The 13,186-nt window shown below is 73.5% G+C and carries 10 protein-coding genes; 5 read left to right on the forward strand and 5 right to left on the reverse strand.

Translation table 11 applies throughout. The annotated features are described in order from the left end of the window. Positions 1-58 precede the first annotated feature (58 nt). Positions 59-940 carry a hypothetical protein gene (locus HNR73_RS10370; protein ID WP_184787144.1) on the forward strand — a complete coding sequence of 294 codons (882 nt, stop codon included), beginning with the start codon at positions 59-61 and terminating at the stop codon, positions 938-940. 7 nt (positions 941-947) lie between these two features. On the opposite strand, the gene HNR73_RS10375 is transcribed toward HNR73_RS10370, so the two are convergent. Beyond that, positions 948-1,415 carry a MarR family winged helix-turn-helix transcriptional regulator gene (locus tag HNR73_RS10375; protein WP_184787145.1) on the reverse strand — a complete coding sequence of 156 codons (468 nt, stop codon included), beginning with the start codon at positions 1,413-1,415 and terminating at the stop codon, positions 948-950. A 93-nt stretch (positions 1,416-1,508) separates the two neighbouring features. Between HNR73_RS10375 and HNR73_RS10380 the strand changes: the two genes are divergently transcribed. Further along, positions 1,509-2,621 carry an epoxide hydrolase family protein gene (locus HNR73_RS10380; RefSeq protein ID WP_203686195.1) on the forward strand — a complete coding sequence of 371 codons (1,113 nt, stop codon included), beginning with the start codon at positions 1,509-1,511 and terminating at the stop codon, positions 2,619-2,621. 40 nt (positions 2,622-2,661) lie between these two features. Here HNR73_RS10380 and HNR73_RS10385 read toward each other — a convergent pair whose 3' ends face one another. Together HNR73_RS10385 and HNR73_RS10390 are read right to left on the reverse strand one after the other, a co-directional pair. Then, positions 2,662-5,322: a toxin TcdB middle/C-terminal domain-containing protein gene (locus HNR73_RS10385; protein ID WP_184787146.1), complete on the reverse strand. Its 2,661-nt coding sequence runs from the start codon at positions 5,320-5,322 to the stop codon at positions 2,662-2,664. Positions 5,323-5,456: 134 nt separating this feature from the next. Then, positions 5,457-8,261 carry a helix-turn-helix transcriptional regulator gene (locus HNR73_RS10390; RefSeq protein ID WP_184787147.1) on the reverse strand — a complete coding sequence of 935 codons (2,805 nt, stop codon included), beginning with the start codon at positions 8,259-8,261 and terminating at the stop codon, positions 5,457-5,459. 274 nt (positions 8,262-8,535) lie between these two features. Between HNR73_RS10390 and HNR73_RS10395 the strand changes: the two genes are divergently transcribed. Next, positions 8,536-9,048 (forward strand): hypothetical protein, encoded by a 513-nt coding sequence (locus HNR73_RS10395; RefSeq protein ID WP_184787148.1) that lies wholly within the window; start codon positions 8,536-8,538, stop codon positions 9,046-9,048. On the opposite strand, the gene HNR73_RS10400 is transcribed toward HNR73_RS10395, so the two are convergent. Next, the gene (locus HNR73_RS10400) at positions 9,045-9,365 is read right to left on the reverse strand and encodes an ArsR/SmtB family transcription factor (protein ID WP_184787149.1); all 321 of its coding nucleotides are present in this window, start codon (positions 9,363-9,365) and stop codon (positions 9,045-9,047) included. The genes HNR73_RS10395 and HNR73_RS10400 overlap by 4 nt on opposite strands. A 149-nt stretch (positions 9,366-9,514) precedes the next feature. Between HNR73_RS10400 and HNR73_RS10405 the strand changes: the two genes are divergently transcribed. Beyond that, positions 9,515-10,951 carry an MFS transporter gene (locus tag HNR73_RS10405; RefSeq protein WP_184787150.1) on the forward strand — a complete coding sequence of 479 codons (1,437 nt, stop codon included), beginning with the start codon at positions 9,515-9,517 and terminating at the stop codon, positions 10,949-10,951. A 21-nt stretch (positions 10,952-10,972) separates the two neighbouring features. Here the strand turns inward: HNR73_RS10405 and HNR73_RS10410 are convergent, their stop codons facing one another. Beyond that, entirely contained in the window at positions 10,973-11,929 is a 957-nt protein-coding gene (locus HNR73_RS10410; RefSeq protein WP_184787151.1) for a helix-turn-helix transcriptional regulator, read from the reverse strand. A 90-nt stretch (positions 11,930-12,019) separates the two neighbouring features. On the opposite strand from HNR73_RS10410, the gene HNR73_RS10415 reads away from it, so the two are divergent. Next, positions 12,020-13,156 (forward strand): cytochrome P450 family protein, encoded by a 1,137-nt coding sequence (locus HNR73_RS10415; RefSeq protein WP_184787152.1) that lies wholly within the window; start codon positions 12,020-12,022, stop codon positions 13,154-13,156. Positions 13,157-13,186: the final 30 nt, after the last annotated feature.

The raw sequence follows: 13,186 nt of genomic DNA on the forward strand, positions 1-13,186 counted from the left end.
TATCTGTGTCGCACTTCCTGTCCCTGTGACCTGCGTTTCCACCGCCTAGGTTGGGGCGGTGTCAAACGCCAGAGACAACGGAACCGGCCCCCGACGGCTCCAGTTCGCCGACAGCGGGACAGCCGGTGACCACCCCCGTCCCGCCCCGGGCCGCCATCGCGCGGCGGCGGGACGTCACCGGGCCAACGACGAACGGTGGTGGACCAATCCGGCCGAGTACGCCCGCGGCGCCTTCGCGATCGGTGTGGACACCGCGCTCGACCAGCGCCGCCGGATCGCGCACCTCGCGATGACCGGAGCGGTCGTCGTCGCCGCCACCGGCGTCGTCCACGTGCCCGCCCTCGCGGCGACCACGCCCGCCGCGCAGACCGCGCGCCTGTCGGCGCAGGACATCGCGACGATCCTCGACGAGGCCTCGCGCTCGGCGCCCCGTGAAGAGCCCGCGGACCCGACGACGAAGGCGCCGACCCCCACACCGAAGAAGGCTGACGACAAGCAGAAGGTGCCGTCGCCGGTCGCCGGGCTCAGCGCGAAGCAGATGAAGAACGCGGTGACCATCGTCCGCGTCGGGCAGGACATGGGCCTGCCGAAGCGGGCGTGGATCATCGCGGTGATGACGGCGATGCAGGAGTCCCGGCTGCTCAACCTGGCCAGCTACGTCGTGCCCGAGTCGCTCGACTACCCCCACCAGGGCACCGGCGCCGACCACGACTCGGTCGGGCTGTTCCAGCAGCGCGCCTCGGGCACCTGGGGCACCGTCGAGGAGATCATGACGCCGGAGAGTTCGGCGCGGGCCTTCTACGACGGCCTCAAGGGCGTGGCGGGCTGGGAGGACATGGCCCTGACCTACGCCGCGCAGGCCGTGCAGATCTCGGCCTTCCCCGACGCCTACGCGCAGCACGAGTCGCTGGCGCGCAAGGTCGCGGACGCGGTCTCGTAGGGATCCCCTACCAGCCGTACCCCCGCTGTTCGGCGTGGTGGGTCACCACCCTGCCCAGAAGTCCCGACAACTGCTCGCGCTCCCCGGCGTCCAAGGGTGCGAGCAGCTCGTCCTGGCCTTCGGCGACCAGCGCGGCGAGTTCGGCGAGGAAGCGCTCGCCCGCCGCGGTGATCGTCACGATGTTGCGGCGGCGGTCGGCGGGGTCGGGTTCGCGGTCGATGCGGCCCTGTCCGCCGAGTTCGGCGACGAGCGCGGCGACGTCGCTGCGGTCGAGGTGGCAGTGGCGGCCGAGCGCTGCCTGGCTCATCGCGCCGTACTCGGCGAGGGCGGAGAGCACCGAGTAGTGGTACCGCCGTGCGCCGGCCGTGGCCAGCCTCTCGTTGATGATGCGCTGTGCCTGCGCGGCGGTCTGGCTGACCAGCCACGACGAGAGGCGGCGCAGGGAGGCCGGCGGGGTGTCGTCGGTGGAGTCCATGGGATCCAGTCTATTGATCGTTGGCATGGCCAACGACTGCTGTTATCGTTGGCCATGCCAACAATAATGGAGGACGCCGTGACCCACCCCGAGATCCGCCCCTACCGCATCGAGATTCCCCAGGCCGACATCGACGAGCTGCGCGCCCGCCTCGCACGCACACGCTGGACCGACGAGGTCGACGACGCCGGTGACGACTACGGCATCGGCCTCGCGACCGCCCGCCGTCTCGCGGAGTACTGGGCCGACGGATACGACTGGCGCGCCCAGGAGGCCCGCGTCAACGCCCATCCCCAGTTCGTCACCGAGATCGACGGCGCCACCGTCCACTTCCTGCACGTCCGTTCGCCCGAGCCGGACGCCACGCCCCTGATCCTGACCCACGGCTGGCCCGGTTCGATCGTGGAGTTCCTCGACGTCATCGGCCCACTGTCCGATCCCCGCGCCCACGGCGGCACGGACGCGCCCGCCTTCCACCTGGTCATCCCGTCCATCCCCGGGTTCGGTCCGTCCGGCCCGACCCGCGAGCGCGGCTGGAGCAACGCCCGCGTCGCCGGTGCCTTCGCCGAGCTGATGTCGCGGCTCGGGTACGAGCGCTACGGCGCGCAGGGCGGCGACTGGGGCTCGGGCATCTCGCAGCTGCTCGCCGTCACCGCTCCCGACGCGGTGATCGGCGTGCACGTCAACTACCTGCCGCACCGGCCGGTCGACGACACCGACGGCTTCACCGCCGAGGAGATCCGCCGGGTCGAGCACATCCGCGCGTTCGTCGCGGCCTTCCCCGGCTACATGCGGCTCCAGGCCACCCGCCCGCAGACGATCGGCTACAGCCTCGCCGACTCGCCGGTCGGGCAGCTGACCTGGATCGCCGACAAGGTCAAGGACTGGACCGACCCGCGGACGCCGCTGTCCGACGACACTCTGCTGACACTGGTGTCGATGCACTGGTTCTTCGGCACGGGTGGCTCCTCGGCGCGCCTGACCTTCGAGTCGGGCGGACCGGCCGGGACGGTGCCGTGCCCGGCGCCGCTGGGCATGGCCGTCTTCGCCCACGACATCATCCTCCCGGTGGAGTCGGTGTCACGGAAGGCGCAGCCGATGCTGCGGCACTGGTCGGAGTTCGCCGACGGCGGGCACTTCGCCGCGCTGGAGGTGCCGGAGCTGCTGGTCGGGGACGTGCGGAAGTTCTTCGCCGCGCTGGTTTAGCGCGGCGGAGGTGGAGCGGGGCGGCACGAGGCCGCCCCGCTCACCGGCCCGGTGGCCAGGCGGGGGCGACCGGACCGGTGTGCGCGTAGCCGGGGGAGAGGCTCCGGCCGAGCCAGGGCGCGAGCAGGCGGCAGCCCCTGTACTCCAGACCGGTCTCCGGGTCGGCCACGCGGCCTTCGGGCGCGACGGCGCCGTCGGTGAGTTCGACCACTCCGAAGTGATCGTCGCCGTCGACGAGGTCGAGGCGGCGGCTCTCGGCGACGAGGACCCCGTCGCGGGTGGTGCGGCGGAGGGTCCAGTCTCCGATGTGGACGCGTTCGTCGAGGGTGCCGTCGGGGTGCTCGACGGTGGCGCGAACCCTCGTTCCGTCGGGATCGTGGGCGTAGTGGGCGACGCGCCCGTCGGCGAAGTCGATCCGCTCCGGATACCCGTCGTGGTCCCAGGACACGACCGCGCCCGGCAGGTGCGGCAGCTCGGTCATGTTGCCGCGGTCGTCGTACTCGAAGAGCGCGGAGAAGACGCCCTCCGGGTCGGCGGGGGAGCTGTGCGCGACGACCCGGTTGGACAGCGGGTCGCCGGTCTCGGGGTCCTCGGCATGGTGGAAACGCACGATCCGGGGCGCCCCGCCGAGGGGCCCGGTGTGCACGGTCGACAGTGGATTGCCGACCGGATCGTAGGAGCGGCAGAGGATCCCGGCGGGCGACTCGGCGCGCAGCAGGCGGCCGAGGGCGTCGTAGCCGTAGCGGGCGGAACCGTCGGCGACGAGCGCGCCGAGCGGGTCGTAGGCGCGGCGGACGACCGTCCCGTCGCCGTAGGCGATGAGCACCGGGCGCCCGGCGGGGTCGCGGGTGATCCCGGTCAGGACCGGCACCGGCAGGTCGTGCTCCGGCGGGGTCCGGGTGACCGACAGCAGGCGCCCGGACTCGTCCCGGCGCCGGTCGATGAGGGTGCCGTCCGGGCAGCGGATCCGCAGCGCACGGCCGTCCTGAATCGTTTCCAGCGCGTACGCGTGGGGGTCGAGCAGTTCTTCGGCGGCCCGTTCGACCTCGGCGGCGGGCAGCCCGTCGAGGACGCTCCAGTCGGGTGGGGCCCGGTGGTCGGCGGTGAGTCTGCGAGTGAAGCCGTGTGGGCCGAGCCGGACCATCCCGGCGCCGTCGAAGACGAACAGCGGACGGTCGCGGTGGTCGCCGTCGGCGTGCACGAAGAACTCGGCGAGCACGGCCGTCGCGCCACGGTGGACCCAGGTCGCGCGCCGGCGTCCGTCGGCGTCGAAGACGCGCCGGACCATGGTGCCGCCGTACCAGGTCTGAGCGGGGCGGCCCGCGGCGTCCGGGAAGGTGAGTCTTTCACCGGTGTCAGGGGTGACGACCCGCAGTTCACGGCCGAGGAGGTCCACATCCCTGGTCAGGGCGGTCACCCCGCGCGCGTCGACGACATCGCGGACGTGCCCGTTGGCGTCGAGGCGCAGGTGCGTGGCGAACTGGTCGAGTCCGTCGGCGTCGACGACCTCGATCACCGCGCGGCCCAGCGGGTCGAGGTGCGTGGTCGACGGGGTGTCGGCGTGGTGGGCGGCGAGCCAGGCGGCGCGCACCTCGGGGTTGGCCGGTTCGTCGGTGAGGGGGTCGGGCGCGCCCCGGTCGGCGTACCAGCGTGAGGCGAGCACGGTGTCGCAGGCGTCCCAGTGTTCGCGGCGCCAGGCGTGGTGGTCCACTTCGGACACGGTGCCGTCGGGGTGTTCGGTGCGCACGACCCGGCCGAGCGGGTCGTGGTCGACCCGCGTACCCGATGCGAGCGGGGCGTCCCGGCCGGGCCGGCCGGGGGCGTCGGCGTCCGAGGGGATCCAGCAGCCGGCGTCGTCGTGGAGGTAGCCGGCCGCGTCGAGGTCCGCGACGTCGACGCGGCCGCCGAACACGCCGGTCAGCAGTCCGGGCGTCAGCGCGAGGTCCCACACCCCGTGGACGAGGGCGGCCGACCCGGCGTGGCCGAGCGGGAGCGGTCCGGTGAAGTCGTCGTTCCAGTAGCGGATCCGGCGGTGCCCGATCAGCCGCAGCCGCGCGCGGTCGGGCCGGGCCGTGCCCTCGAAGGGCACGAAGGCGGCCGACGCGGCGGCCTCGCGCAGTTCGGCGACGGTGAAGCGGCGCCCCGGCGGCGGGCGCAGGCCGGTCAGTTCGAAGCGGAGGGTCTCGGCGAGCGGGCCCTGCCCGTCCTCGGCGGGCCGGTTCTCGGTGAGCAGGACGTGCAGGGTCTCCTGCCCGGGCTGTTTCGGGATGAGCCGCGGATAGCCGATCCGGGCCGAGGACACGACCGTGCCGTGCTCGTCGACGGCGAGGACGAGATCGTGCACCACGCGGGGATCGGGGTCGGCGCCCGCGCGTTCCACGTGGGTCGTGACCGTCTCCAGCGGGTGGACCCGGGGGACGCCGTCCGGCCCGCGCGTGACGCCGTAGCGGTGCTCGGTGATCAGGTACGGCAGCGCGGCCCGGTCGCCGCCGTCGTCGCCGTAGACCTCGGTGCGCAGCAGCCGCCCGTCGAGGAGCCCGATGACGAGGCGCCGCTCGCCCGGGGTCAGGTCGTCGGGCAGTCGCGGTGGCGCCAGCGGGGCCGCGGCCGGGTGGTAGCCGGTGCGGTCGGGGTGCAGGCCGCCGTGCAGCCACGTCGACGTGCGAGCGCGGGCGCGTCGTGTCACGTCGGCCCCGCGCATGCCCGCCTCCCCAAGCGATCCGGCTTCGAAGACGGGCCACGGTGATGAGGTTCCGGCACCACCGTGACCCGTCATCACCAGGCAACACCCTCGGCGGGGGCGAGGAATCGGGGATAACCCTAGGGTCTGCCGCGTCAAGGGCGGCGGTCCACCGCGGGGGCGCGCTCGTGCGTGATCAGCTCGACCCGGCCGCGGATGCCGAGTTTGCGGTAGACGCTGCTCAGGTTCGCCTCGACGGTCTTGACGCTGACGTGCGCGGTCGCCGCGACCTCCCGGTTGGTCATCCCGCCGATCACCAGCGCGGCGATCCGCGCCTCGGTCGGGGTCAGTTCCAGTGGCGGGAAGTGGCGCTGCCCGCAGCGGCTCAGCTCGTCGGCGGTCCGCCGCGACCACAGCACCGCCCCGAGGCGGGTGAAGATCTCCTGCGCCGACAGCAGCGCCTCCCGCGCGGCCTTCTTCTGCTTGCGGGCGCGCAGGACGCAGCCTTTGACCAGCAGGCTGCGCGCCAGCTCGAAGGGCATCGGGACGCCCGCCTGCTCGGCGAGGGTCGCCTCGATCGCCGCCTCGGCGGCGGGCGCGTCACCGGTGGCGAGCAGCAGCAGCGCCCGCGAGCGGCCCAGCGCGATGGTCAGCGCGGGCCGGGGCGCGGCGGCGTGCCGGTCGGCCAGTTCGCGCAGCCGGGCGGCGGCGGTGTCGAGCTCGCCGGTGGCGATCAGCGCCTCGACCTGGTCGCCGTGGAAGGAGAAGCGGGCCGGGTCGGCGATGCCCATGCGCGCGACCAGGCCGCCCGCCCGGTCGAGATAGGTCACGGCCTGCGCGGCCTGGCCCGTCGACAGCTCGATGAAACCCAGGACCTGGAGGTGCAGGACGGCGACATAGGGGTCGTCGCCGGCGTCGGCGAGCGCCAGGCCGCGCGAGGCGTGCCCGCGGGCGGCCGGGACGTCGCCGAGGTGCGCCTCGATGAGGGCCAGCGCGTAGAGGCAGAACCCGCACCAGCGGCGTTGCCCGGTCTGCTCCAGCAGCTCCAGCGCGGTCACCGCGCGTTCGCGGGCCGAGCGCCAGTCGCCGAGCCAGCAGTCGAGTTCCGACAGCAGCATCAGCATGTGGCCCTGCTGCTCGTCGCCGCGTTCGGCGGTCCAGTGGTAGCGGGCCTCGAAGAGTTCGCGGGCGCGGTGGGGGTGGAAGTAGCGGGCCCAGTCGGCGATCGCGGTCCACGCCCACGAACCGGCCCAGGTGCGTGGGGAGGAGACCGGAAACAGCCGGGCGGCCTCGGTGACGTCCTCGTGCGACAGGCCGCCGCCGCTCATCATGCGGTACATGGCCGTGACGGCCAGCGCCAGCGCCAGCAGTTCCGGGTCGGCGGCCGGGCCCTGTTCGCGCAGGATCGCCAGTGCCTTACGGGAGCTGGTGGTCTGGGTCGCCGAGTCGTGGGTGCTGAACCACGCGAGCCGCAGGTGCAGCGTGGCCTCCATGACGGGGTCGCCGCCGGTGACGTCGAGGGCCTCACGGCAGGTCGAGGCGGCCTCGACGGTGCTGCCCTCGTAGAAGAGGATCTCGGCGAGGGCCGACAGGGCGCCGGCCTTCACACGGCCCGGCGGCATCCCGGTGACCGCGCGTTCCAGGATCCCGCGGGCGGTGCCGGTGTCGCCCGCCGTGAAGAGGCAGCGGGCCTGCTGGGTGAGGCGCCGCTGCCGGGTCGGTTCGTCGCGTGCGGGGGTGTGGAAGGCGGCCATCTCCCACAGCTGCGCCGCTCTGGCGGGCGCGCCTCTGGCCAGGGCGCGCTCGGCGGCCTTGTCGAGGGGCGCGGCCAGGGACTCGTCGAAGCCGTCGGCGGCCAGCGCGAGATGCCAGGCGCGGGCCTCGTCGTCGGCGACCACGTCGGACAGTCGCCGGTGGACGTCCTGCACCCGTTCACTGGACGCCTCGGCGTAGACGGCGGTGGCGAACAGGGGGTGGCTGAAGGCGACGCGGCCGTCGCGGGCCTCGATGAGCCCGGCCTCCTCGGCGGCGGCGAGCGGGGAGATCTCCCCGTCGGGCACGGCCATCGCCGCCCGGACGTCCCTCGTGGACGGTTGCGCGAGGGCGGCGACGTAGAGCAGCGCCGCACGCGTGTCGGCGGGCAGGGCCGCGACCCGCTCGCCGATGAGGTCGGTGACGCTCCGGGGCGCCGGGAGCCGCGCGGCGGGGGAGGACGGGGCCTCCCTGCGCAGGCGGGCCGCGGTCTCCAGCGCGAAGAGCGGGTTCCCGCCGCAGATCTGGTGCATGTGGGTGAGTACCGGCCGCGACAGTTCCAGCCCGGCGCGCAGCCGGACGAGGCGGTGCAGTTCGGCGAGGCCGAGCGGCCCGAGCTGGATGCGGGTCAGGTCGAAGCGCGTGTCGGACAGGCCGATGGGGGCGGCGTCGGGTGTCGCGGCCCGCACCGAGGCGAGCAGGATCAGCGGCTCGGTGGACACCCGGCGCAGCGCATACTCGATGGCCTGGAGGCTCGACCGGTCGAGCCACTGGAGGTCGTCGACGGCGAGGACCGTCGGCCCGCGCTGGGTCAGGGTCCGCAGGACCGACAGGGAGGCGACGCCGACCGTGCGCGGATCGACCGGCGTCTCGCGCGGGCCCGAGCGCAGCAGGACCACGTCGAGGGCGTCCCGCTGTGGCGCGGGGAGCGAGCCGCGGACCTCGTCCCAGCAGGGGTCGAGGAGGTCGAAGAGGCCCGCGAAGGACAGTTGCCCCTCGGCGGCGCCGGGCCGGGCGGCGAGGACGCGCAGTCCGGCGGCGCGGGCGCGGTCGACGGCGAGATTCCACAGCGTCGTCTTGCCGATCCCCGCCTCTCCGGACAGGATCAGCCCCGACGGGCCCCGGTGCGGGGCGCCGAGAAGTTCGCCGATCGCGGCCTGTTCCACCAAACGGCCGAGCACGAACGTCTGCGCCGGAGTCGTCGTCACGATTGCCACCCCTTACGCGAAGACCCACCTCGGCCCATTACATAACGTCGACCGATTGATCACAAGACGCTGCGGCGGGTGATGGCCGAAAGGGTGCGCCGAAACCCGGATGTAAGCGTTTACCCGGCTCAGCGGGGGTGTGGCCGTCACTCTTCAGGGGGACCGCCGCCCTCGTCATGATCCACAGTGGACTGCCTGCGCAAGGGTATCGCGCGGAGTGATGATCTTGCGCTGGTAGCTTTGCCCGGCCCGCACCGCCCGTCCTGGAGCGCCCATGTCCGAGCTCGTCGTGTCCTTCGAACCCGAACCCGGTCTCGACCCGCCGGCGACCACTGCCGTGCCGGGTACCGCGCCGGTCCTGCTGCGGGTTCTGGCGGGGATGGAGGCGCTGGGATTCCTCGGGATCGCCTGGCTGTTGCTGGGTACGCGGGTCCCGGTGGTGCTCAAGGACGAGGTCGTGGGCTTCGCGGTCCATGCCCTCGCCGGACTGGTGTTCACCGTGCTGCTGCTCCTGCTGGCGCGCGGGGTCCGTCGCGGGTCGGCCCGGGCCCGGCTCGCCTCCTTCGGTTACGCCGGTTTCGTGGTCCTCTCGGCGTTCTACGGACTTCTCGACCTCACCGACCTGCTCAACGTGGTCGGTACCCCGCGCTGGAACCTCTCCTACGTTCTCCCGAGCGTCGGCTCCTGGCTGCTCGGCTCGCTTCCCCCGGCGATCGTCGGCGTCTTCCTCTTCCGCGCCCTCGCCGCACCCGCCCTGCGCGACCACTGCGAGCCGCGCGGGGTCTAGCCCGCGTCGGTCCGCGCGCCGGCCAGGACGATGTCGAGCAGTCCCGGGTAGCGGGCGTCGAGGTCTTCCCGTCGCAGCGTCAGCAGGTACTCGCGGCCCGACGGGCGCTGCCAGATGACGCCGCTGTCGCGCAGGACCCGCCAGTGGTGGGTCATCGTCGACTTCGCCGAGACACCGAGGATCTTCAGCACCTCGCCGCAGTTGAGCTCGCCTCCGCCGTCGAGGATCCCGACGGCGGCCAGGCGCGTGGGGTTGCTCAGCGCCGACAGGACTCCCTCAACGGAGATCTGGTCGCGCTCCGGGTGGCGGAAGGTCATGCCGCCAATGTACCGCGACATTCCAACAATGACCCCTGACGTGCTCTGACGATCCCCTCGTGACGCTCGTTACGGGGCGGCGCGCTTGCCGGACGGTACGACTGTACGTAAAGATACGTACGATCATCCTCAGGAACCGGAGTCCTCTCGTGCCTACCGCCACCCCGCCCCGCCGCCTCGGCCGGGTACTCGCGCTGCTCGCCCTCGCCCAGCTGATCTACGCCCTCGACCTCAACATCGTCTTCGTCGCGCTCCCCGAGATCGGCGCCGATCTGGGCTTCCCCGGTCAGACCCGCCAGCTCGTCGTCAGCGTCTACGTCGTCTTCGCCGGCGGCTTCCTCCTCTTCGGCGGGCGTGCCGCCGACCTCCTCGGCCGCCGCCGCGTCTTCGTCGCCGCGCTCGCGCTCTACGCCGTCTCGTCCCTCGCGGGCGGCCTGGCCGGCGACCCGGCCCTGATCATCATCGCCAGGGCCGTGCAGGGCCTCGGCGGAGCGCTGCTGCTCCCGGCGACCCTGTCGCTGATCAACACGCTCTTCGAGGAGGGCCCGCGACGCAACCGCGCGCTGGCGGTCTGGGGAGGCGCGGGCGCCAGCGGCCTGACGATCGGCGCACTGCTCGGCGGCATGCTCACCGAGCACTTCGGCTGGCCCGCGGTGTTCTTCGTCAACGTGCCCGTCGCCGGGATCGCCGCGCTGGTCGCGCTCTTGATCATCCCGCGCGACCCGGCCCGCGCCGCCCGCCGCCGCTTCGACCTGCCCGGGACCCTCACCGTCACCGGGGGCGCGACCCTCCTGGTCTTCGGTCTCGTCGAAGGACCCGAACTGGGCTGGGGGAGCCCGCTGATCCTCGGCGCCTTCGCGCTGTCGGTGGCGCTGCTCGCGGTCTTCGCGCTCATCGAGTCCCGCAGCGCCGACCCGGTGATGCCCTTCCGCCTCTTCGGCAACCCGAACCTGACGGTCGGCATGACCGTCACCTTCGTCTTCATGGCGACCTTCGGCGTCCTGCCCTACTTCCTGACCATGCTCATGCAGGGCGTCCACGGATACAGCGCCCTGGAAACCGGAATGGCCTTCCTCGTGCCGTCACTGGCGATCGCGGCGGGCACCCAGCTCGGCGAGCGCCTCACCGCCCGCCTCGGGACACGCGCGACGCTGCTCCTCGGCTTCGGGGTCGGCGCCGTCGGCACGGTCGTGACGGCCTTCGGTTTCGACGCCGGCGCCGGTTACGGCTCGCTCGTGCCGGGACTCGTCGTCGGCGGTGTCGGGCAGGGCATCGTGTGGACGGGGATGTGGATCGCCGCCGCGACCGGCACCGCCGCCCACGAACAGGGCGTCGCCAACGGGATCGCCTCGACCACCCTCAACATCGGCAACGCCATCGGCCTCGCGGTGTTCACCGTCCTCGCCGACCTCGGCACCGAGGGCCGCACCGGCGAGGCGCTGCGTACGGCGACCGCCGACGGGCAGGCCTTCGTCGTCCTGCTCACCGCCGCCGGAATGGTCGTCGGGCTACTGGTGACGCTCGGGCTGCGCCGCCGCCGCGCCACGGTCGCCGAGGAGAGGCCGGAACCGGTCGCCGTCGGCTGATCCCGGCCGGGGACGGCGCCGTCACGGTGCCGTCCCCGCGGCCGTGAAACGGCGGCCCAGTACGCCGAAGGCCTCCGCGAGCTCCGGCGGCCCGACCACCTCGATCGCGCGATCGAAGGTGCCGATCAGTCCCGCCAGCCCGGCCCACGACCACGCGCCGAGTATCAGCCTGCATCGCCGTGGCCCCAGCGCCTCCACGACCGCCCCGCCCGGTGCCCAGCGCGCGATCAGCGCGGCGGGCGCGTCGAGCAGCACCTCGCCACGGCACGGCCAGTGCTCCGGCGGGTCACCGGGATCGGCCCGCGCGGCGAGGAACCCGCCGAGGTCGCCGCCGGGCACCGCGCGCTCGCCGAAACCCGGCCCGGTGGGGAGACACGGGACCAGCCGGTCGACGCGGAAGGTCCGCCACTCCCCGCCGTCGAGGTCGAAGGCCAGCAGGTGCCAGCGCCCCTTCCACACCACCAGGTGATGCGGCTCGACGCGCCACCGGTGCGGGCCCTCGTCGAGGCGCACGACCTGCCTGCCGCGCACGGCCTCACCGAGGGCGAGCAGCACGCCGGCGTCGACCTCGGGTCCGGCGAGGTCCCAGGGGTTCCACAGCGCGGTGACCGCGATCGCCTCGGTCCGCCGCCGCAGCCTCGGCGGCAGCACCTGCCGAATCGTGGCCAGGGCGCGGGCGGCGGCCTCGGCGGTCCCCGCGACGGTCGTCGGCGCGGTCTGGAGGGCCAGCGCGATCGCGACGGCCTGCTCGTCGTCGAAGAGCAGCGGCGGCAGGCGGGCACCGGCGTCGAGCCGGTAGTGGCCGCCGGGTCCCTTGCGGACGCTCACGGGATAGCCGAGTTCGCGCAACCGGTCGACGTCGCGCCGCATGGTCCGGGCGCTCACGCCGAGCCGCTCGGCGAGCGCCGGTCCGGGCCAGTCCCGCCGTGACTGGAGCAGCGACAGCAGGAGCAGCAGCCGTCCCGAGGTGTCCGCCATGGCGTGATTCCATCATGAGAAGCGGACAGCCGGTGGCCGCTTCTACCGGCACAGTTCGGGGGTTCCCCACTTGACTCCCGAGGAGAAGCAGTGCAGGCACCTGACGTCAGTCACCTCCGGCCTTTCGCCCCGACCGTGCGCGGCCTCACCGAGCCCGACCATGTCCGCGACGCCATGCGCGCCGCCGGGCCGCTCGTGCGGGCCGAGACCCCGGCCGGGGGACCGGCCTGGATCGTTACCGATCCCGCCCTGGCCCGCCGCGTCCTGACCGACTCGCGGCTGGTCAAGGATCCCGCCTTCGCGCCCCCGCGCTGGGATCCGGTCACGGCGGGACTGGAGGCGACCGCCGCCGACCAGCCCTCACTAACCACATTGGACGGATCTGAGCACGGTGCATTGCGCAAGGCCCACGCGCCTTTGCTGTCGATGCGGCGGATGGAGGCGTGGTCCGGCCGCGTCCACGCCATCGCCCGGCGGCTCCTGGCCGAACTCGCCGAAGGGGAGCCCGTCGTCGACCTGATGGCCGGGTTCACCACCCGCTATCCGCTGACGGTGCTGCTCGACCTGCTCGGGATTCCGCTCGACCTCGTCGACCGGGCGGTCGACGGCTGCCGCCGCATGTTCTCCACGGAGCCCGGCGGCCAGGCGGCCGCGATCGGCGCCCTCGCCGAACTCGCGGCGGCGGGACTGGGCGGCGACGCCGACGGCTTCGCCGCCGAACTGCGCGAACGCGTGCCGGAGGGCACCACCCCGCAGCAGCTGCACTATCACCTGTTCGGGCTGATCTTCGCCGGGCAGCTCACGACCGACGCCTCGCTGGGTTTCCACGTCGCCCGCCTGCTCGGCCCCGATCCCGTGGAGACGGCGGGTCTGGCGGAGGCGACCCTGCGCGACCATCCGCCGGCGCCCTACACGCTGTGGCGTTACACGGCCGACGACGTCGAGCTCGGAGGCGTGCCGATCCCCGCGCGATCCCCGGTCCTGGTGGACATCCAGGGCGTCAACGCGGTGCCCGGCTCCGGCCCGGACCTCACCTTCGGCGCGGGACCGCACTTCTGCGTCGGTGCGCGGCTGGCCGTACTGGAGCTGAACGCGGTCGCGGCGGTGCTCGCCGCCGACCATCCGAAGGCCCGGCTCGACGGTCCCTACGGCGAGCTGCGGGTGTCGGGCATCGGCGGGATCCAGGGACGCCGGCTCGACGCCCTGCCCGTGCGCCTGCGCGGCTGAGCCGCGCGCACCGGCCGTCGGCGTCCCCTG

This window comes from Phytomonospora endophytica, assembly GCF_014202425.1.
Lineage (GTDB): Bacteria > Actinomycetota > Actinomycetes > Mycobacteriales > Micromonosporaceae > Phytomonospora > Phytomonospora endophytica.